Origin of the sequence: Pseudomonas putida (genome assembly GCF_003228315.1) — a bacterium.
In the GTDB taxonomy this organism is placed as follows: domain Bacteria; phylum Pseudomonadota; class Gammaproteobacteria; order Pseudomonadales; family Pseudomonadaceae; genus Aquipseudomonas; species Aquipseudomonas putida_S.
The window spans coordinates 1,303,950-1,322,637 of the sequence record NZ_CP029693.1 but is presented as its reverse complement, the minus strand read 5'-3'; the positions used below and the strand labels follow the sequence as shown (position 1 = coordinate 1,322,637).

The following is an 18,688-nucleotide window of genomic DNA, read 5'->3' as shown; positions in this document are numbered from 1 at the left end:
TACAGTCCGGGGTCAGGAACGGGGGTCAAACGCGTCGCGCAAGGCTTCGCCGATGAATACCAGCAAGGAAAGGATCAATGCCAGGGTGAAAAAAGCCGTCAGTCCCAGCCACGGTGCCTGCAGGTTCTGCTTGCCCTGACCAATCAGTTCGCCCAGCGAGGCGCTGCCGGCGGGCATGCCGAAGCCGAGGAAGTCCAGGGCGGTGAGCGTCGAAATGGCACCGGTCAGAATGAACGGCAGGTAACTCAAGGTTGCGTTCATGGCGTTGGGCAGGATGTGCCGCACGATGACCTTGCGATCGGTCAGGCCCAGTGCACGGGCGGCCTTGACGTATTCCAGGTTGCGCCCGCGCAGGAACTCGGCACGCACCACGTCCACCAGCGCCAGCCAGGAAAACAGCGCCATGATCCCCAGCAACCACCAGAAGTTGGGCTCGACGAAACCCGACAGGATGATCAGCAGGTACAGCACCGGCAGTCCCGACCAGACCTCTTGCAAACGTTGCCCGAGCAGGTCGACCCAGCCGCCGTAGTAGCCTTGCAGCGCACCGGCGGCGATGCCGATCAGGGCACTGACGAAGGTCAGCATCAGGGCAAACAGGATCGACACGCGGGCGCCGAAAATCACCCGGGCCAGCACGTCTCGCGCCTGATCATCGGTGCCTAGCCAGTTGACGTTCGACGGTGGGCTGGGCGCCGGTTTGTTCAGGTCGTAATTGGGTGTGTCATCGCTGAACGGAATCGGTGGGAACAATAGCCAGCCGCCGTCCTTTTTGATCAGTTGCTGCACGTAGTCGCTGCGGTAATCGGCCTGGAACGGCAGTTGCCCGCCAAATTCCTGCTCGGTGTAGCGCTTGAAGGCCGGGAAGTACCACTGGCCCTGATAGCTGACGACCAATGGCTTGTCGTTGGCGATCAGCTCGCCACCCAGGGTCAGCAGGAACAGGCCGACAAACAGCCACAGCGACCACCAGCCGCGACGGTTTTTCTTGAAGCGCTCGAAACGACGACGGCCCAGCGGCGAAAGCTTGAACATCAGGCGTTCCTCGCGGCGAAGTCGATGCGCGGGTCGACCAGGGTGTAGCACAGGTCTCCCACCAGTTTTATCAGCAGACCGAACAGGGTGAAGATGAACAGCGAGCCGAACACCACCGGATAGTCCCGGGATACGGCGGCCTCATAGCTCATGCGACCCAGGCCATCGAGGGAGAAGATCACTTCGATCAGCAGGGAGCCGGCGAAAAATACGCTGATGAACGCCTGGGGAATTCCCGAGACCACCAGCAGCATGGCATTGCGGAACACGTGGCCATACAGCACCCGCCGTTCGCTCAGGCCTTTGGCGCGGGCGGTGACCACGTATTGGCGGGTGATTTCATTGAGGAACGAGTTTTTGGTCAGGATGGTCAGGGTCGCGAATCCGCCGATCACCAGCGCCGTCACCGGTAGCACCAGATGCCAGAAGTAGTCGGTGACTTTGCCCAGTGTCGACAGCGAGTCGAAGTTGTCCGACACCAGCCCGCGCACCGGAAACCAGTTCAACGAAGTGCCGCCAGCGAACACCACGATCAGGAACATCGCGAACAGGAACGCCGGCATGGCATAGCCGATGATGATCGCGGTGCTGCTCCAGATATCGAAATGACTGCCGTGATGCACCGCCTTGCGGATGCCCAGCGGAATCGACACCAGATAGGTGATCAGTGTGGCCCAGAGCCCGAGGGAAATGGTCACCGGCATTTTCTGCAGGATCAGGTCGGTAACGGTGGCGCCCCGGAAGAAGCTTTTGCCGAAGTCCAGCCGCGCATAGCTGGTGAGCATCAGCCACAACCGTTCATGGGCGGGTTTGTCGAAGCCGTACTGTTTTTCAATGTCCTTGATCAGTTGCGGATCGAGACCGCGACTGGCTCGAGAGGTGCCGGTGGAGGTCTCGCCGGAACTGCTGCCGGCAGTAACGCCACCGATGCCTTGCAGGTGGGCGATGGCCTGTTCCACCGGGCCACCCGGGGCGGCCTGGACGATGACGAAGTTGACCAGAAGAATGATGAACAGCGTCGGGATGATCAGCAGCAGACGCCGCAGTATGTAAGCCCACATCAATGCGGCCCTCCAGGGCTGCCACGGCGAATGCGTTCGGCGGTCATTTGCTGATTGGTCAGCGGTGTGGTGCTCACTTCCCACCAACTCTCGATGGCTTCGTCATTGCTGGCCTGCACATTGGGGATGCCGAAACGGTTCCACCACACGGTGGAGGTTCCCGGCGGGTAATAGTTAGGGATCCAGTAGTAGTTCCATTGCAGCACCCGGTCCAGCGCATGGGCGTAGCGCAGCATTTTGGCTTTGGTGTCGGCACGCACCAGACCGTTGATCAGCGTGTCCACCGCCGGGTTCTTCAGCACCATGTAGTTGTTGGAACCGGGGTCGTTGGCTGCAGCGGAACCGAAATAATTGAGCAGCTCGCCTCCCGGAGAGGTAGTGACCGGGTAGCCGGTGACGATCATGTCGTAGTCGCGGCTCATCAGGCGGTTGACGTATTGCGAGGCGTCGATGCGGCGGATGTTCAGGTCGATACCGATCTGCTTCAGGGTTCGTTTGTACGGCAGCAACAAGCGGTCCATGCCGTTCTGGCTGACCAGGAAGGTGAAGCTCAGGGGTACACCGTCGGCATTGACCAGTTGATCGCCATCGGGTTTCCAGCCGGCCTGTTCGAGCAGCGCCAGGGCTTGCAGCTGTTTGTCGCGAATCACACCGCTGCCATCGGTTTTTGGCGCTTCAAACACTTTGGTGAAGACTTCGTCGGGAATCTGCCCGCGCAAGGGCTCGAGAATCGCCAGCTCGCCGGCATCGGGCAATTGCCGGGCGGCGAGTTCGGTGTTGGAAAAGTAACTCTGTTGGCGGATGTACAGGTTGCGCATCATCTGCCGGTTGCTCCATTCGAAGTCCCAGAGCATGACCAGCGCCTGGCGCACCCGACGATCCTGGAACATCGGCTTTTGCAGGTTGAACACGAAGCCCTGGCTCGGTTGCGGTGCATCGACCGCCAGATGGGCCTTTTGCAAGCGGCCGTCGCTCAGCGCAGGGCTTTCATAGCCGATGGAGTAGCCGGTGGCGGAAAATTCGCGGTTGTAGTCGTAGGCGCCGCCGCGCAGGACCTGGCGAGCCACGTCGGTATCGCCGAAGTATTCGATGCTGAAATGATCGAAGTTGTAGAGACCGCGGCTGACCGGCAGGTCCTTGCCCCACCAGTCGGGGTTGCGCTCGAAGGTGATGCTGCGCCCGGAATCGACTTTGCCGACCTTGTACGGTCCGCTGCCCAGCGGCGCCTCGTAGCCACCGCCGCCGGCGAAATCGCGGGTTTTCCACCAGTGCTCGGGAAATACCGGAAGGGTGGCGATGTCCAGGGGCAGGGTGCGGTTCTCGTTGTTCTTGAAGTCGAAGCGCACGGTCAGTGGCGACTCCACTTCGACGCCCTTGACGTCGGCGAATTGAGTGCGATAACGCAGGCTGCCCTGGGTCATCAGCAAATCGAAGGTGTAGCGAACATCTTCGGCGGTGATGGGTTTGCCATCGGCAAAACGCGCCTTGGGGTTGAGATAGAAGCGCAGGGACAAGCCGTCATCGGAGCGTTCCATCTGCTGGGCGACAAGGCCATACACGGTGTAGGGCTCGTCCAGCGAACGCTGGGCCAGCGGCGAGTAGAGCAGACCATCGATCTGGGAGACGCCGATGCCCTTGTCGATGTAAGGCGAGACATGGTCGAAAAGACCGATTTCGATCGCCGAGCGTCGCATCGTGCCGCCCTTGGGCGCCTGGGGATTGGCGTAGGCGAAGTGGCTGAAGCCGGCAGGGTACTTGGCCGGTTCGCCGTAGACAGTCAACGCATGTTGCGGTGCAGCGTTCACACCGACGGCGCCCAACAACAGGGCCATGGCAGTGAAAAACACAGTTGGGAAAGCCAGTCGCATTGTCAGCCTTAGAGCCGGGTGGTCGATAACGACAATTTGTACGCTAGCGGCGCGTCCCTCGCCAGCCGAATTCGCATCCCAAACACGACGGCCCACCAAAAGGCGGGCCGTTGTGAGCGAAAGTCGGGCGTCGATCAGTCCTGGCGGCTGGTGACTTCCAGCAGGTGGTAGCCGAACTGGGTCTTGACCGGGCCTTGCACGACGTTGATCGGTGCGCTGAAGACCACGGTGTCGAATTCCTTGACCATCTGGCCCGGACCGAACGAACCGAGATCACCGCCCTGGCGGCTGGACGGGCAGGTGGAGTTGGCTTTGGCGACTTCGGCGAAGTCTGCACCAGCCTCGATTTGAGCCTTGAGCTCGTTGCACTTGGCTTCGCTGGCAACGAGGATGTGGCGGGCAGTGGCTTTGGCCATGGGGAAATGCTCCTTTCAATGTTCGGTAAAGTGGGGAGCCTACCGGATTCAGTGAGCGATTTCTCCTGAAAATGACCGGTATCACGATCAAAGACCGGCTTTTTTCAGGCGTTCGGCGTGTTGCACATACAGGTCGATCGGGTCGATGGCGTTTGCAGTCACAAGGCTGGTCTGGCGCAGGGTGTCCAGATGATCGAGGGGGTAGTCGGAACGGATCACCGTCCCCAGGTGGGAGCTGAAACGGCCGACCAAGCCATCGTTCTGTTCCGTCTCATTGACGAAGTATCGGGATAGTGTGCGCAAGCAGTTGTGCAGCGGGCTGATGGATTTATGCCCACCTTCGAGGAGACTGCCCTGTACGGTGCCGCTCCATGAGTAGTAGCGGATGCCGTTTACCAACTCGCAACCCTGGCCGCCTCTGGTTTTCGGCAACCCTTGAGGGTATTTGTCATTAAAGGCGCCTACCCCTTCGGTAGTCACGGCATTAAGCGCGGCCAAGGCGTACTGTGGTAACTGATGGTGGCCGCCGAGCAGTGCCAGAAACTCGGCGAACAACGTCGCGACCGCCTCGGCGACATATTCCGGCAATTGTCCGGGGATCAGGGCTTTGCGCAGGACGTCCGCCAGTTCCGAGCCATGATTCGGACCGCTGACGGACGTTATCGAGGCTACTGACCCCGGCGCGAGCGCCCCCGCGTAACGCGCCGCCAGCGCGCCTTGGCTGTGGCCGATCAGATTGACCTTGCTCGCGCCCGTACCTTGCAAAACCCGATTGATCTGCGCCAGCAGTTGTTCGCCACGGGCTTCGTTGCTGTGGGTGGCCGACAGGTGAGGTACGAAAACCCGTGCGCCTGAGTTTCTCAGGGCCTGCTTGATGTCATGGAAGAGTTCGAAGTTACCGATTCGGTCAAAGCCGAAGAGCCCGTGGACCAGGAGAATCGGGTAGTGAGTGGCTGCAATCCGTTGCATGTTCAATGTCCTTTTTCCGGCATTCAGAGTGTTGCCTCGCGGCTCACTCTAAAACACGCGAACCGGTCCTCGGTGTATGAAAAGGACGCGGCAGGCGGACGAATGCGCAATAGCCGAGCGCCGAAAAGGCAGGGTGGGATGACGTCCCGATCGGGATGCCCCGCTTCCTTTTCGGCGGGTTGCCGTCGCTATCAATCGTGCTGCGTGCGCAGCCGCTGCGCCGCCTGACGCAACAATTGCTCCGTCCCGCTCCAGCCCAGACAGCCGTCAGTGACCGACACTCCGTATTTCAGCGATGGACTCAGTGGCTGGCAGCCCTCGAACAAATGACTCTCGATCATCATGCCGATCAGCGAGCGATCACCTTGCAGGCGTTGTTCCAGCACGTCGTTAAACACTGCGGGTTGGCGTAGCGGGTCCTTGCCGCTGTTGGCGTGGCTGCAGTCGACCATGATCCGGGCCGGAATCTTCAATTTCGTCAAGTCGCTGTGCACCCTGGCCACGCTGGCGCGGTCGTAGTTCGGGCCGTTGTGGCCACCGCGCAGTACCAGGTGGGTGTCTGCATTGCCCGGGGTCTGGATGATCGCGGGATGTCCCTGGCTATCCACGCCGAAATGGCGATGCGGATGGGCGGCCGATCGCATGGCGTCGCTGGCCACCGTGACACCGCCATCGGTGCCGTTTTTGAAGCCGACCGGCATGCTCAGTCCGCTGGCCATTTCGCGATGGATTTGCGATTCGGTGGTGCGGGCGCCGATGGCGACCCAGCTGAGCAGGTCATCGAAGTACCCGGCAGCCATGGGTTGCAGCAGTTCGGTCGCCACCGGCAAACCGAGCATGAGCATTTCGCGCATCAACTCGCGGGAAAGGGTAAGGCCGCCCGCCATGTCGTCACTGCCGTCCAGGTGCGGGTCGTAGGCCAGACCCTTCCAGCCAACCGTGGTACGGGGTTTTTCGACGTAGGCGCGCATGACCAGCAACATCTCATCGCTGACCTCGGCTGCAAGGCGGGCGAGATTGGCGGCGTATTCGAGCGCGGATTTCGGGTCATGAATCGAGCAGGGACCGACGATGACCAGCAGACGGGAGTCTTCGCCGTTGAGGATCGCGCGGACCGCCTGGCGGTGGGTGGCGACTTGATGGTTCAGGGCGTTGGTGAGCGGTAGTTGCTGTTTGAGTTGCAATGAGCTGGGCAGACGCTGGGTCAGCGCTTCATTGGCAGGATTCAGGATGGAAAGCGGCAAAGCAGAGACAGACGAGTTCATGTTCAGGCTTCCTGGCTGGCGGCGGGTTCGCTCCCGCGCACTCGGCCCTATAGGGGTGTTCGACAATTCGCCAAATTGGCTGCGTGTGTTTGTTTGCCACCTGTGGGTGACCGATCGGAGGCGGCAGGCTGTCCCGAACGGAGGGTGGTAAATCGCCAGGCGGTAAAAATGTCGTAACGGTAATAAGTGGCGTAGTTCATGGTGTCGATCCTCTAAATGTCTGGTGTGTCACAACAAAATGTCAGGGGCTGAAAAAACAAAACCCCCGGTCGGGAGGCCGACCGGGGGTTGAGAATTCTCTGGTGGCGACCCGTTCAAAGTGGGCGCCGTGTGGGTATCAGGCGCGCCAGTGGCTAAACCAATACCCAAAATAAAAGCTGACCGGAGCACAAGCGTCTTTCACCCGGGCAGCCGAAACCGAGCGCAGGGCGCTGGCGGTACGTAGCTGGAGGAGGGTGTTGAGCATGATGTGTCTCCGATGGATGCGCCGAGCTTACTAGAGGCCGGCATCAGGGTTCAATCAGAAAATGCTATCGATGGCAGGCGCTTTTTCTATGGCTTGAGCACTTTGTCGGTTGTGACACACTTCGAGCTTCTGAAAACAGGTAACCAAGGTGCAATGGAATTTGAATGGCGTGTGGCCACTGATCACGATCTCGATTTTGCCCGCGAACTGACCTGCAGCAATATGCTGCGTTACTACATTCAGCATGATTTGCTGTGGCAGGACGAGGCATTCGATATCGCCTGGGCGGGGCGAGACAACCGCATCATCCTGCATGGTGAGGAGCGACAGGGGTTCGTGAGTCTGAGCCGGGATGCGAGGGCCTTGTACATCCGTGAACTTCAGATTGCCGAAGCGTTTCGCGGCAAGGGTGCAGGTGGCTGGGCGATCGATCAGGTATTTGCCGTCGCCTGCCGGGAACGACGCCCGGCATTGCGCCTGACGGTTTTCGAAAACAATCCGGCGCGGGCGTTGTATGAAAGAAAGGGATTACAAGTGGTGGGGACGGACGCATGTTTCCTGAAAATGCAGCGCGACATCGATCGCACGTTTGTCTGAAACACGCTTGGCACAGGGCTTTGCAAGATAACTGGAAACTTTTTATGTGACGCTTTCCGCTAGGTCTGCCAGTTCCTTTTTGCTAAGGTGGCGACAACCCACAAAGACCATATCGCGAGGTGTCTGCTTGATTAGGGTGCTAGTAGTCGATGACCATGATCTCGTTCGTACAGGCATTACACGAATGCTGGCTGACATCGATGGCCTGCAAGTGGTCGGCCAGGCTGAATCGGGCGAAGAATCGTTGCTCAAGGCTCGAGAGCTCAAACCCGATGTGGTGTTGATGGACGTCAAGATGCCCGGTATCGGTGGTCTTGAAGCCACTCGCAAGCTGTTGCGCAGTCATCCGGACATCAAAGTCGTCGCGGTAACGGTGTGTGAGGAAGACCCGTTTCCTACACGCTTGTTGCAGGCCGGCGCTGCGGGATACCTCACCAAGGGCGCAGGTCTGCCGGAAATGGTCCAGGCCATTCGCCTGGTATTTGCCGGTCAGCGCTACATCAGTCCGCAGATTGCCCAGCAGTTGGCAATCAAATCCTTCCAGCCAACCAATGATTCTCCCTTCGATGCCTTGTCCGAGCGCGAGATCCAGATCGCGTTGATGATCGTTGGTTGTCAGAAGGTCCAGATCATCTCCGACAAGTTGTGCCTGTCGCCAAAAACCGTGAATACCTACCGTTACCGCATTTTCGAAAAGCTTTCGATCAGCAGTGATGTCGAGTTGACGCTGCTGGCGGTTCGTCACGGCATGGTCGATGCCAGCCTCTGAAAATGACTGAAATCTTTGATCCAAGCGCCTTCCTGTCAACCGTCAGTGGGCGCCCAGGTGTGTATCGCATGTTCGACAGCGATGCGCGCCTGCTGTATGTCGGCAAAGCCAAGAATCTGAAAAATCGCCTGTCGAGTTATTTCCGTAAAACCGGCCTGGCGCCCAAGACCGCCGCGCTGGTTGCACGTATCGCCCAGGTCGAGACGACCATCACCGCCAACGAAACCGAGGCGTTGCTGCTCGAGCAGACGCTGATCAAGGAATGGCGGCCGCCCTACAACATCCTGCTGCGCGACGACAAATCCTACCCCTACGTCTTTCTGTCCGATGGCCAGTTTCCTCGCTTGAGCATTCATCGGGGGGCGAAAAAGGCCAAGGGCAAGTATTTCGGTCCTTACCCCAGCGCGGGTGCGATTCGTGAAAGCCTGAGCCTGCTGCAAAAGGCATTTTTCGTTCGCCAGTGCGAAGACAGCTATTACAAGAACCGCACGCGTCCCTGCCTCCAGTACCAGATCAAGCGTTGCAAGGCGCCTTGCGTCGGGCTGGTTGAGCCTGAGGTGTATGCCGAGGACGTGCGGCACTCGGTGATGTTCCTTGAAGGTCGCAGCAATGCGCTCAGCGATGAGTTGTCGGGCGCCATGGAGGAGGCCGCGATCAACCTCGAGTTCGAACGTGCGGCCGAATTGCGCGACCAGATTGCGTTGCTGCGACGGGTTCAGGATCAGCAGAGCATGGAGGGCGGAAGTGGCGATGTCGATGTGATCGCGGCGTTCGTCAATCCAGGTGGCGCCTGCGTCCATTTGATCAGTGTGCGTGGCGGGCGGGTGCTGGGTAGCAAGAACTTTTTCCCGCAAGTCGGTATTGAAGAAGACGTTTCCGAAGTCATGGCTGCGTTTCTTGGACAGTACTTCGTCAGCAGTCCCGAACGCGACTTGCCGAGCGAACTGATTGTCAACGTGGTTCACGAAGATTTCCCGACGCTGATTGCCGCCATCGACGAGTTGCGCGGGCGTGAATTGACCATCAGTCACCGGGTGCGAGGTACGCGCGCACGCTGGCAGCAACTGGCAGTCACCAATGCCGAACAGGCTCTGAGCGCGCGCCTGGCAAATCGTCAGCACATCACGGCACGTTTCGATGCGCTGGCCGACGTGCTGAAGCTGGACGAGCCACCACAGCGACTCGAGTGCTACGACATCAGTCACTCCAGCGGTGAAGCGACCGTGGCGTCGTGTGTAGTGTTCGGTCCTGAGGGGTCGATCAAGTCCGACTACCGTCGCTACAACATCGAAGGCGTGACGGCCGGCGATGACTACGCCGCGATGCATCAGGCGCTGACCCGACGCTTCAGCAAGCTGAAGGACGGGGAGGGCAAGCTGCCCGACATTCTGCTGGTGGACGGCGGCAAGGGGCAGCTCTCCATGGCCCGCGACGTGCTCAACGAGTTGGCGGTGCCGGACCTGATCCTGCTCGGCGTGGCTAAGGGGGCGACGCGCAAGGCGGGTTTCGAAACCCTGTACCTCAACGATGCCGCTCACGAATTCACGCTTCGCGGTGATTCTCCCGCGCTGCATTTGATCCAGCAGATTCGCGACGAAGCTCACCGTTTTGCCATCACCGGCCACCGTGCCCGTCGCGGAAAAACCCGTCGCACGTCTACACTCGAGGGGGTTGCCGGGGTAGGGCCGACACGTCGCCGCGATTTGTTGAAACATTTTGGTGGATTGCAGGAGCTGTCTCGTGCCAGCATCGAAGAGATCGCCAAAGCCCCCGGGATCAGTAAAAAGCTCGCAGAGTTGATTTATGCAAATCTGCACAGCGAGTAGAATGCCACCTCACCTCGTAGCCAGTTGTGCCGATGAATATCCCTAATCTGATTACCGTTCTACGCGTTCTGCTCATACCGATCTTCATTTTGCTGTTCTACCTGCCTTATCAATGGAGCTACCTGGCGTCAGCCTCGGTCTTCGCGTTTGCCGCTGCCACGGATTGGCTGGACGGGTATCTCGCCCGCCGTCTGGAGCAAAGCACACCGTTTGGAGCGTTTCTCGATCCTGTTGCTGATAAGTTGATGGTTGCCGTTGCGCTTGTGCTGCTGGTGCAGGAGCACGGCAATTTTTGGCTCACGTTGCCAGCTGCTGTCATCATTGGGCGCGAGATCGTGGTCTCAGCCTTGCGTGAGTGGATGGCCGAACTGGGCGCCCGCGCTCATGTCGCCGTGTCGAACCTCGGCAAATGGAAAACCGCCGCGCAGATGCTGGCGTTGGTGATTCTGCTGGCCAATCCGTCTGACCTCAGCTTCTGGGTGGTACTGGGTTACACCTTGTTGATGGTGTCTGCGGGTCTGACGTTGTGGTCCATGGTCCAATACTTGCGGGCTGCCTGGCCGCATCTGAAGACCGACGTTGAAAAGAAATAAAACTTTTTTGAATCAAAGGGTTGACGGGGCTTCTGGATTCTATAGAATGCGCCACACCAAGACGCGGGAATAGCTCAGTTGGTAGAGCACGACCTTGCCAAGGTCGGGGTCGCGAGTTCGAGTCTCGTTTCCCGCTCCAAGTTTTACACATTTGATGTTGTTGCTACTGACAGCAAATGTTTTGAGGCCGAGTAGCAAAATGGTTATGCAGCGGATTGCAAATCCGCCTACGCCGGTTCGATTCCGACCTCGGCCTCCACTAATAAACAACCCCGTAGATCGATGATCTACGGGGTTTTTTATTGCCCTCAAGAAAGTCTGTTCTGTCAATTTTCCCCGGCACTTTCAGGGATACCTGATTTCTGCGAGGCGAGCTTGTCGATAGTGTTGTTTCCCGGTGGTGTCTTCACGAGCAAACAAGAGTCAGGCGACACCTACGTCGAGTTTGAAGCAAGTTGCTCTTTACCCAGGGAAACACAATGAACGATGGCAATCCCCAGATCAAAACGGTCGCTCTTGAGCGACCCGCTCCCAAATTAGTCCAGGAAATACTCGAAGGACTTCACAAGCTGGAACGCAGTGCGCTTTCGACGAGATTCAATTTTCTCGTAAACGGCCAATCCGGTAACTCCTGCGAGTTCGATCTGGGCGTCTGTAAAGGTTATGCGGATATGTTGTTTTTTGCCGGTCGGATCGACTCCAAACAACAACAGGCGTTGACATGCTATGCGCTGGACTTGAGTCTGGGTTGACGGGAAATGGCACTCAGTATCGTAGAGCGTGATTGCCGAAACCTGCATGGAATCTGAAAAAAGATCCGTAGGTTCATGATTTAAGAAGTTTTTTATTTTCTAAGTTCGCAAGAATTAGTCTTCAAAATCACATATGCGACCTTGCTTCACTGGAGCGGGATGTATATATTTCCCCCCTCTGATTCACCGCGCTACCGCCCGAATGGCGAAACTGGTAGACGCATGGGACTTAAAATCCCCCGCTCGTAAGGGCGTGCCGGTTCGATTCCGGCTTCGGGCACCATAGATATCAAGGGCTTGCATGAGATTCTTCATGCAGGCCGTTATCTTTTTTTTCCGCAATAAAAAAATCCTTTCCGCAATTCCGTGTCGACCGTCACTTCGTTGGGGTTACTTTCTTACCCTTGCGCATGCGGATGTACTGCTCCGTCATGCCGACTGTTGTGTGTCCCAATTGATCGCGGGCCTCTCTGATGTTGCCTGTCGATTCCTCCTTGTCTGTTGCGGCTTTGGCTCGTAAATCTCTCATCTGGAATTCAGATTTAGGGATGCCTGCTGCTTCTCGTACATCATCAAATCTCTTTCTGAGCATGCTTGGTGTCATTGGCTGTCCTGACTCCATGACTACCAGGCGAGTCGATCTGATCTTATGCCCTGACTTTCGGGCCATGATCCGATCGACCACCACCTTTAATTCGCCAATTATTTCGATACGACGTTTCGCCCCCGTCTTCCCCTGACGAACGGCAAGCTTTCCATCCCGGATATCACGCTCGTCCATTTTCAGTGTGTCGGCGATCCGTTGTCCGGTCAGGTAAAACAGATCCAATGCGTCTCGCAGCGGCTGGTCGGCGTGTTCGTAGGCTCTCGCAAATACGTCATCTTCGACATAGACATCTCTTCCAGTTTCTTTATTTCCCTTCACTCCGGAGCAGGGATTGGCTAAAGAGGTGTAGCCACTTTCCCTGGCAAAGTTCCAGATGGCACTCAGCAAGGCCTTTTCCCGATTTGCTCGGACTGGGGCGGTCTTGCCTCGATGCCGAAGATACTGTGCGACGTGCTGGGGTTCTATTGCTTCCAGCGGTGCAGGTGGGTCGTTGAAGAACAGCAATAGGTTTTTCAGTTCCCGGGCGTTATCACGCTGGGTGGCGATGCCTTTGGTCGGAACCACTTCGTCCATGTAAATCTGGGCGACATAGGCAAAGGTCAGCACTTTCTGAGTCAGAGCTTGTGACACGCGAGTTTGTTCGAGTTTGGCGTACTCGATGATGGCTTTGCCGTAATCGGTTCCCAGCGAGATTTCCTTGCGAGGTTTGCCGCCGGTGTCATAGAGGTAATAAATGGTGTTGCCGCGCTTTCTTTCGCGCAACCGGGGAATGCTCCCCGGTTTCGTTGGACGTCTTCCCATTTATCCCACCAGCCGCGGAGCCCACGCCGGCTTCTCCGGAGCGGATATAGGCTCGCCAGTGAGTGACGAGGCGACTACGCAGGGCCATCCGTTGCGTTTTATGGTGTGGCGTATGCCATTGCGTTTCAGCACGGTTATTTGTCCAGCCTTGTTCTTGGCGCCCGTCAGTTCGCACACCTGGTCGTGGGTGAGAAATTCGATGCTGTTCATGGGGTGCCTCCTGTGCGTCGCGCGATGCCTTCGACCTGGCGCAATTTGCTGCACTTTTGATGGTTGCCGTGGGCTCGCGACGTGTTGCACTTGTCGCAAATCGTGATCAAGTCGAGGGGCGGCATTTGCCCGCGGCGGATTCTGACTGTTCGGCGAAGGGCGGTCATGCACTCATCCTCCGGCGGTGATCACCCTGCATCAGCTCCATCAGGCGGCTGAAGTACTGAATACTTACCTCTTGAGCTGGCAATGGGGTGATGCGCTCGGGCATTGCCGGAACTCCTTTCAGGCATTCCCATTCGCCGGGGTGTTGTGGCATCAAATCGCGGCGTTCGGTGGCCAGCACCACCATATCGGCGCGGATTACGCTCTCTGGCAGGATTGGGTCGATGTCGAAGCGGTTGCAGACGGCATGCCATACGCCTTGCTCGATCCGGCGGTATTCAGGCATGAGTGCTTTGAGTGGTCGGGTCATGTCGCCCAGGTAGGCCTCGGTGGCATCGTGGAGTAGGGCAGCGAGCTGGTCCTTCTGCGGTACCAGGTCGCAGACGATCATGCTGTGCTGCGCCACGCTGTAATGAGCGAGCGTGTGGCCGGTGAAGCGGCAGAGCCGGGCCAGCGCATGGCCGATGTCGTGGGGACTGATCATGGCGGCGGTTGGGTTCAGCAGGTCGAACTGGCGACCGCTGCGGGTGAGAATCCAATTCATGCTGCGGCTCCTTGCGCTACGTGGATGCGGCTGGCCAGTTCGAGAACTGTTTCGGCTTGGCGTTCTGCTTTCACCTGGTAGGGCTCGGTGCCGGGTATTGCGCGCCATGTCTGTTTAGCGAGCAGCAATGTCCCGTGGACTTGCTTCAAGAACTGATGGTCTATTTCGGTGAAAGGCGAGGCTGTGTGTTGCGACAAGGCTGCAAGGTGATCGATTTTCAGTGCCCGGATTTCCCGCTGATGGCGTTCATCGCGATCAAGGCCTACGTTGATCAGGCGGGTGATGTCTGAGGTTAGGGCTGATACACGATCCCGGTGTTCTGTAGCTTGAGTTGCAACCCTTTTCTCGAACGCCCGCCCGATCGCTTTGCGAATGAAGTAGGTCATCATCAGCAGCCCAAGGGCCGAGAAGGTGGCGATGATGATCAGGTGTTGTGTTTGCATGTGCTGTGTTCCTCGGTAGAGCCCGCCGCCGGGATCATTGGTGAGAGGCCGGCGGCGGGGTGCTGTAATGGTTAGATGGTTGCTTCGTACATCGGCACTTCGCCGATTGACTCTTGGATCTTGGCCCGCACGGTGGTGTAGGCCTCTTCCAGTACCTTGTCCGGACGGACCAGCTCGAACCACATGACTAGGCGGGATTCTTGGATGCGGTAGCGGAAGCGAACGGCCACGCAGAAGGCGTCGCCGCCGAGGAATGGCTTCACGCCGATGTAGAACTGCTCAGGGATCTTGAGCTGCCCGGTTTCGCCAGCCTGGCCATCAATCTGTTCGTTGTAGGTGAGCTGGACTTGGCCGTTGTCGAGTCGGGTGCCTTGGCGGAAGCTGATATTTTTCTTGGCTTCGAGGGTCCGGCTGATTTCCAGCATGTCGGCTGCCGATGGCGCGGTGGGAATGCCTTCAGGGACGGTGATGTCCTTGATGTTGTCTTCGAAGAACTCAGCGAAAGTGGCCTGGTCCATCTTTTTGCGATCCGAACTCTTCCAGCGGCCCCACTCGATGCTGATCGGGCACTGGTAGATGGCCACGTGCTGACCCCATGAAGGGTGGTCAGGCTGGTGGTAGTCGAGCACGCCCTTGAAGGTACGGCCTTCGGGTCCATCGCAGAACACCACCGACGCGCTGGATGCGTAGCGATTGATGTACGCGATGAAGGTATCGGCATCGAGGACTTTCACGCCTTGGCGGATCCGGGTCGGAGCGGACAGCAGGCCTTCGAGGTCCTTGATCTGGACGTTATCAGGGACGAGTGCGAAAGGTGCCGGCAGTGCCGGATGATCCAGTGGCTTGCCCAGTGACTGGGCCAGTGTGACCAGCTGGTTGATAGCTTCTTGCATTGGATGTGCTCCAGGTTCTTCGGTGAGTGATCGTTACGGCGCGACGTGGCGCAGTGGGGTTTGGTCGTCGTCTTCAACAGGGCGAAGAGCGAGGTCCTGCTGTCGAGGGTCGCGGCGGGTGAGGTTGCCTTCGGGTGTGAGGAAGAACAGTGATGTGCCTCGGGACAGGGCTGGTTCTTTCACCTTCACATCGGCTTTGATGTTCATCTGGCCACGGCCGTCGGGCTTGTAGTTCAGCTCGATGACCAGCTTTCCGGGCTTGCCGGAAAGGCGAATGGCATCGATCAGGCCGAACTGGGCCTCGCTCAGTTCATCGAGTAGGCCGCCGGCCTCGATGTCCCTTAGCGTGTCGATGAAGGGGCGTGCTTTGCTCATGTGCTGTGTGCCTCATTGGGTTTGTGTTGTTTACCCCTGAGCGGCAGGGGCCACCGTTGAATCAGGCCGCTTGCTTCGCCGCTTGGGCGTCGAGGAAGTTGGCCAGGTCATGCAGGTAAACCACGCGCTTTGCTCGCGCCGAGTCGTGCAGGCGCTTCACGACCAACTGGATGCGGCCGGCCTTGATCTCTTCCAGCAGGTAGCGATCGGTGCGGATGTGGGTGAAGTACTGTTCACGCACAGCGGTCAGGGAAGGGCAGGGGGTTGCGAACTGTTTGCGCAGCAGATCGAGGGTGTTGCTCATGCGGCGGCATCCTTGTTCGTGATGGTGATTCCAAGCTTTTTTGCCAGCCAGTCGATCCCTTCTTCCTTCACCATCACCACGGTGTAGTGGCGATATTTGTTCAGGGAGCGAATCAAGGTGGTGCGTGGGTCCGAGTACAGATAGCCCCGGTCCCGATGCTGACTTGCAAGGTCGCCACTGCTGTTCAGGATTCCCAGCTCCCGCAACCTGGTGCGGAAGGCGCGGGGCTTGAGCCCGAGCAATGCGGCGGTTTCGTCCAGGGTGCGGTTCATGGTGCGACCCTCAGGCTGCGCGGCTTTCGAGCCGAGCGGTCAGGGCGTTGAAGAACTCATCCAGTTGACCGAACAAGTCTTCAAGAGCGCCATCGTTGTGCAGTACCAGATCGCAATCCTGAATGCCTACGCCGGCTTCACTCAGGTGTGGATTGACCTCGACTGCATCTGGGCGAAGGAAGTGGATCACCATCCCGCCACGTTTACGGACGAATTCCGCTTCGTTTTCGAAGCGAAGGTCGCTGATCACGAAGCCCGTGGCGGTGTCGTTGGTCTGGCCCAGGAATTCGAGGTTCTGTGCAGCCAGTAGCAGCCACAGGTCCGGGTGAACCTGATCGCGTCCCCAGTCGGTGCCCAGGGACTGCATCAGCTCGCGCGGAGAGCGGCCCAGCCATTCAATCGGCTGCTCTTTACGAGCTCCGTCGAAATCGCAAGGGCTCAGGTTGAGGATGTTCATCAGGCCGTCGCGCAGCGGGTCAGCAAACGCGTACCCCTGAAATCCGTGAACGTTAACCAGGTGATTGGCTGCTGTGGTTTTGCCGGTGCGGGCACGGCCGGCGAGCCCGATCAATAATTGGTTCATTCTTCATTCCCCATGTTGATATAGCCCTGAGTCCATGCCAGTAGATCAACAAGGGCCTGACGAAAATGTTCTTCGGTGAGGTGTTCGCTCGGGTATTGATCGGTTGAAGTGAAAGTCGCTTGCTGCCTGGCCGTATCACCGGGTTTTCGCGCGTGATAGTTGGTGTTTGACGGAACGACCCTCACGTCGACTTGGCCAACGTGACCGGCCAAGTCAAAGAAGGCGTGCCATTTGCCTTGCGTATTGATCAGCAGGCACGTGGATAGGATCTGCAGTAACAGTTCCTCTGGGGTGGTGTGATTCATGCAGCGTCACCCCCGAAAGGCAGCGAGCTGTCGGCGACGGTGTGTGCCGATTCGACGATGGCGGCACGGCCTTTGGGGGTGGTGATGACCAGCAAGCCGGTGCGGCGCTGGATGGCTTCGACCGCTGCGCGGTTACTGCACGCTGATGGGTGCAGGTAAACCGGGCAGCGGGTGTTGCTGTGCTGTGTGGTTTGCATGGCTCGTACTCTTTGGTGAGAGGGGTACGAGATTTAGATTACAAGAAAACACGTTAAAAACAACATGATTTTTTGTATTGTTTTTTTGTAGACACAAAAAAGCCCGCATCTGCGGGCTCTTTTGTTAGCTAATATCAGCGGAGAACGGAGTACCAAAAGACTCTTCCAATAATGGAGAGGTTCTGTTCTGCAAGCTGCTCTGGTCCGTACTCTTCGTCTTCGTGTTCGTCGCGGTTGAAGCTGCGTAATCGCATTCCACCAGATGGCAACCGGTAAAGAATTTTTACTCGCAACTGCCCATTGTGATCAAGCGCATAGATGTCGCCATCTTTAACTGTAGTTTTTCCGCGATCAACGCCTACCGTACTTCCATGTGGCAATACAGGCTCCATGCTGTTGCCGTAGACGGAAACACATACGGCATTCTCTGGTTGGACACCTTGTTTCCTCAGCGTGATTTTCCCGAATCTGAGTTTTGCCTTCGAGTGGGCTTGAATTGCGACTCGGCCTGATCCTGCTGACAGCTCTACTTCCTTGAGCAATGGAACCTCGACTTCGTCGTCATCTAGAGGCGTGTCATCGTCCCACGCTTCAATTGGTCCAAGCATGGCCGCGTTTGATTCCACGGCTTGCTTCGGCTCTTCGTAACCCAAGCCTAGATCCAGCGCAAGCAGCTGATCGAGTATCCCCAGCGCCTTGGCGATGTGGGCTCGGTGCTTTGATGATTGGGATTTGCCACTTTCAAAAGCAGCATAGGTTTGCTGAGAGAGCTGTTCACCTGGCGGAAGGCTGTTAGTAACCATCTCAGCTAGCTGGGCTTGAGTAAGGTTCAACTGCTGACGACGGGCCTTAAAAAGCCTGGCGGTTACGCTGGGGGAGGTATCGGTCGTATTCATTACGCGAGGCTACAAAAAGATTTGTTGCCTTTCAAACGTAAAAAGACGTTGAGGTTTAACAAAAAAAGCCGTAAATTGGATTTGTAAATGACGCGTGAGGTTGACATGACTACTTCAGATTCCATGCGGAGGGCCTTTACCGAAGCAATAGATAAGGCGGGAGGTCAATCCGATTTCGCTCGATTGATCTCGACCTCTGCCAAACCGGTTTCACAGCAGCTTGTTTCTTACTGGCTCAAAAAGGGCAAGTTGCCTGCTGAGCTTGTTCTAAGGGTGGAGCGGTTGACCGGGGCATCTCGTTACGAATTGAGGCCTGACGTTTTTTGTGATCCTGAAGATCTCAAACTCAACGTGGCTTGAAGGTGCCGAGCTGGGGCCTCTCACCAAAGATCCCCCAGCCCAGCTACGACGACACACAGCACATGTACATCGGTCGTGGTTGTAGGATAGGGACTACCTCATCTTATGGCTACACC

General features: G+C 57.6%; 24 protein-coding genes and 3 tRNA genes. 9 read left to right on the top strand and 18 right to left on the bottom strand.

What is annotated here, in order from left to right; translation table 11 throughout:
* Window positions 1-12: 12 nt before the first annotated feature.
* The 6 genes from DKY63_RS05905 to DKY63_RS05880 form a co-directional block, all read right to left on the bottom strand.
* The gene (locus DKY63_RS05905; RefSeq protein WP_110963234.1) at window positions 13-1,035 is read right to left on the bottom strand and encodes an ABC transporter permease; all 1,023 of its coding nucleotides are present in this window, start codon (window positions 1,033-1,035) and stop codon (window positions 13-15) included.
* Entirely contained in the window at window positions 1,035-2,096 is a 1,062-nt protein-coding gene (locus DKY63_RS05900; protein WP_110963233.1) for a microcin C ABC transporter permease YejB, read from the bottom strand. Before DKY63_RS05900 ends, DKY63_RS05905 begins: the two co-directional genes overlap by 1 nt.
* Window positions 2,096-3,964, bottom strand: a complete 1,869-nt coding sequence (locus DKY63_RS05895) for an extracellular solute-binding protein (RefSeq protein ID WP_110963232.1) — start codon at window positions 3,962-3,964, stop codon at window positions 2,096-2,098. Before DKY63_RS05895 ends, DKY63_RS05900 begins: the two co-directional genes overlap by 1 nt.
* Window positions 3,965-4,098: 134 nt before the next feature.
* Window positions 4,099-4,380 carry a peptidylprolyl isomerase gene (locus DKY63_RS05890; RefSeq protein WP_007984657.1) on the bottom strand — a complete coding sequence of 94 codons (282 nt, stop codon included), beginning with the start codon at window positions 4,378-4,380 and terminating at the stop codon, window positions 4,099-4,101.
* 87 nt (window positions 4,381-4,467) lie between these two features.
* Window positions 4,468-5,349, bottom strand: a complete 882-nt coding sequence (locus DKY63_RS05885; protein ID WP_110963231.1) for a lipase family alpha/beta hydrolase — start codon at window positions 5,347-5,349, stop codon at window positions 4,468-4,470.
* A gap of 191 nt (window positions 5,350-5,540) precedes the next feature.
* Window positions 5,541-6,614: a 3-deoxy-7-phosphoheptulonate synthase gene (locus DKY63_RS05880; RefSeq protein WP_110963230.1), complete on the bottom strand. Its 1,074-nt coding sequence runs from the start codon at window positions 6,612-6,614 to the stop codon at window positions 5,541-5,543.
* A 619-nt stretch (window positions 6,615-7,233) separates the two neighbouring features.
* On the opposite strand from DKY63_RS05880, the gene DKY63_RS05875 reads away from it, so the two are divergent.
* The 8 genes from DKY63_RS05875 to DKY63_RS05840 all read left to right on the top strand — a co-directional run bounded on the left by DKY63_RS05875 (window position 7,234) and on the right by DKY63_RS05840 (window position 11,900).
* A complete protein-coding gene (locus tag DKY63_RS05875; RefSeq protein WP_110963229.1) occupies window positions 7,234-7,677 on the top strand; it encodes a GNAT family N-acetyltransferase in 444 nt (147 codons plus the stop codon).
* Window positions 7,678-7,804: 127 nt separating this feature from the next.
* Window positions 7,805-8,446, top strand: coding sequence for a response regulator transcription factor GacA (gene gacA, locus DKY63_RS05870; protein WP_008015884.1), 642 nt, complete (start codon window positions 7,805-7,807; stop codon window positions 8,444-8,446).
* A 2-nt stretch (window positions 8,447-8,448) separates the two neighbouring features.
* Entirely contained in the window at window positions 8,449-10,272 is a 1,824-nt protein-coding gene (uvrC, locus tag DKY63_RS05865) for an excinuclease ABC subunit UvrC (RefSeq protein WP_110963228.1), read from the top strand.
* A 32-nt stretch (window positions 10,273-10,304) separates the two neighbouring features.
* The gene (pgsA, locus tag DKY63_RS05860; protein ID WP_110963227.1) at window positions 10,305-10,865 is read left to right on the top strand and encodes a CDP-diacylglycerol--glycerol-3-phosphate 3-phosphatidyltransferase; all 561 of its coding nucleotides are present in this window, start codon (window positions 10,305-10,307) and stop codon (window positions 10,863-10,865) included.
* A 63-nt stretch (window positions 10,866-10,928) separates the two neighbouring features.
* Window positions 10,929-11,004 (top strand) — tRNA-Gly (locus DKY63_RS05855).
* 46 nt (window positions 11,005-11,050) lie between these two features.
* Window positions 11,051-11,124 (top strand) — tRNA-Cys (locus DKY63_RS05850).
* Between the two features lie 220 nt (window positions 11,125-11,344).
* Window positions 11,345-11,617, top strand: a complete 273-nt coding sequence (locus DKY63_RS05845; RefSeq protein ID WP_110963226.1) for a hypothetical protein — start codon at window positions 11,345-11,347, stop codon at window positions 11,615-11,617.
* Between the two features lie 196 nt (window positions 11,618-11,813).
* Window positions 11,814-11,900: transfer RNA gene (locus DKY63_RS05840), tRNA-Leu, on the top strand.
* A 93-nt stretch (window positions 11,901-11,993) separates the two neighbouring features.
* Here DKY63_RS05840 and DKY63_RS05835 read toward each other — a convergent pair.
* The 12 genes from DKY63_RS05835 to DKY63_RS05780 form a co-directional block, all read right to left on the bottom strand.
* Window positions 11,994-13,025 (bottom strand): site-specific integrase, encoded by a 1,032-nt coding sequence (locus tag DKY63_RS05835; RefSeq protein ID WP_110963225.1) that lies wholly within the window; start codon window positions 13,023-13,025, stop codon window positions 11,994-11,996.
* Window positions 13,026-13,235, bottom strand: coding sequence for a DUF4224 domain-containing protein (locus tag DKY63_RS05830; protein ID WP_110963224.1), 210 nt, complete (start codon window positions 13,233-13,235; stop codon window positions 13,026-13,028). It lies immediately after the preceding gene.
* 163 nt (window positions 13,236-13,398) lie between these two features.
* On the bottom strand, window positions 13,399-13,944 hold the full coding sequence (locus tag DKY63_RS05825) for a phosphohydrolase (protein ID WP_110963223.1): 546 nt from the start codon (window positions 13,942-13,944) through the stop codon (window positions 13,399-13,401).
* The gene (locus DKY63_RS05820) at window positions 13,941-14,387 is read right to left on the bottom strand and encodes a hypothetical protein (RefSeq protein ID WP_110963222.1); all 447 of its coding nucleotides are present in this window, start codon (window positions 14,385-14,387) and stop codon (window positions 13,941-13,943) included. The genes DKY63_RS05825 and DKY63_RS05820 overlap by 4 nt, the downstream gene beginning before the upstream one ends.
* Before the next feature lie 71 nt (window positions 14,388-14,458).
* Window positions 14,459-15,280: a YfdQ family protein gene (locus tag DKY63_RS05815; protein WP_110963221.1), complete on the bottom strand. Its 822-nt coding sequence runs from the start codon at window positions 15,278-15,280 to the stop codon at window positions 14,459-14,461.
* A 33-nt stretch (window positions 15,281-15,313) separates the two neighbouring features.
* On the bottom strand, window positions 15,314-15,655 hold the full coding sequence (locus tag DKY63_RS05810; RefSeq protein WP_110963220.1) for a hypothetical protein: 342 nt from the start codon (window positions 15,653-15,655) through the stop codon (window positions 15,314-15,316).
* 61 nt (window positions 15,656-15,716) lie between these two features.
* Complete coding sequence (locus DKY63_RS05805; protein WP_110963219.1) at window positions 15,717-15,959, bottom strand: pyocin activator PrtN family protein; 243 nt, start codon at window positions 15,957-15,959, stop codon at window positions 15,717-15,719.
* The gene (locus DKY63_RS05800) at window positions 15,956-16,231 is read right to left on the bottom strand and encodes a phage antirepressor KilAC domain-containing protein (protein WP_110963218.1); all 276 of its coding nucleotides are present in this window, start codon (window positions 16,229-16,231) and stop codon (window positions 15,956-15,958) included. Before DKY63_RS05800 ends, DKY63_RS05805 begins: the two co-directional genes overlap by 4 nt.
* Before the next feature lie 10 nt (window positions 16,232-16,241).
* Complete coding sequence (locus DKY63_RS05795; protein WP_110963217.1) at window positions 16,242-16,814, bottom strand: deoxynucleotide monophosphate kinase; 573 nt, start codon at window positions 16,812-16,814, stop codon at window positions 16,242-16,244.
* Window positions 16,811-17,119, bottom strand: a complete 309-nt coding sequence (locus tag DKY63_RS05790; protein ID WP_110963216.1) for a hypothetical protein — start codon at window positions 17,117-17,119, stop codon at window positions 16,811-16,813. Before DKY63_RS05790 ends, DKY63_RS05795 begins: the two co-directional genes overlap by 4 nt.
* Window positions 17,116-17,316 carry a hypothetical protein gene (locus DKY63_RS05785; protein ID WP_110963215.1) on the bottom strand — a complete coding sequence of 67 codons (201 nt, stop codon included), beginning with the start codon at window positions 17,314-17,316 and terminating at the stop codon, window positions 17,116-17,118. Before DKY63_RS05785 ends, DKY63_RS05790 begins: the two co-directional genes overlap by 4 nt.
* A 134-nt stretch (window positions 17,317-17,450) precedes the next feature.
* Window positions 17,451-18,212: a LexA family transcriptional regulator gene (locus DKY63_RS05780; protein ID WP_204354300.1), complete on the bottom strand. Its 762-nt coding sequence runs from the start codon at window positions 18,210-18,212 to the stop codon at window positions 17,451-17,453.
* A gap of 105 nt (window positions 18,213-18,317) precedes the next feature.
* Here DKY63_RS05780 and DKY63_RS05775 point away from each other — a divergent pair, with 105 nt between their 5' ends.
* Window positions 18,318-18,572 (top strand): transcriptional regulator, encoded by a 255-nt coding sequence (locus tag DKY63_RS05775; RefSeq protein ID WP_110967855.1) that lies wholly within the window; start codon window positions 18,318-18,320, stop codon window positions 18,570-18,572.
* The last annotated feature ends 116 nt before the right edge of the window (window positions 18,573-18,688 follow it).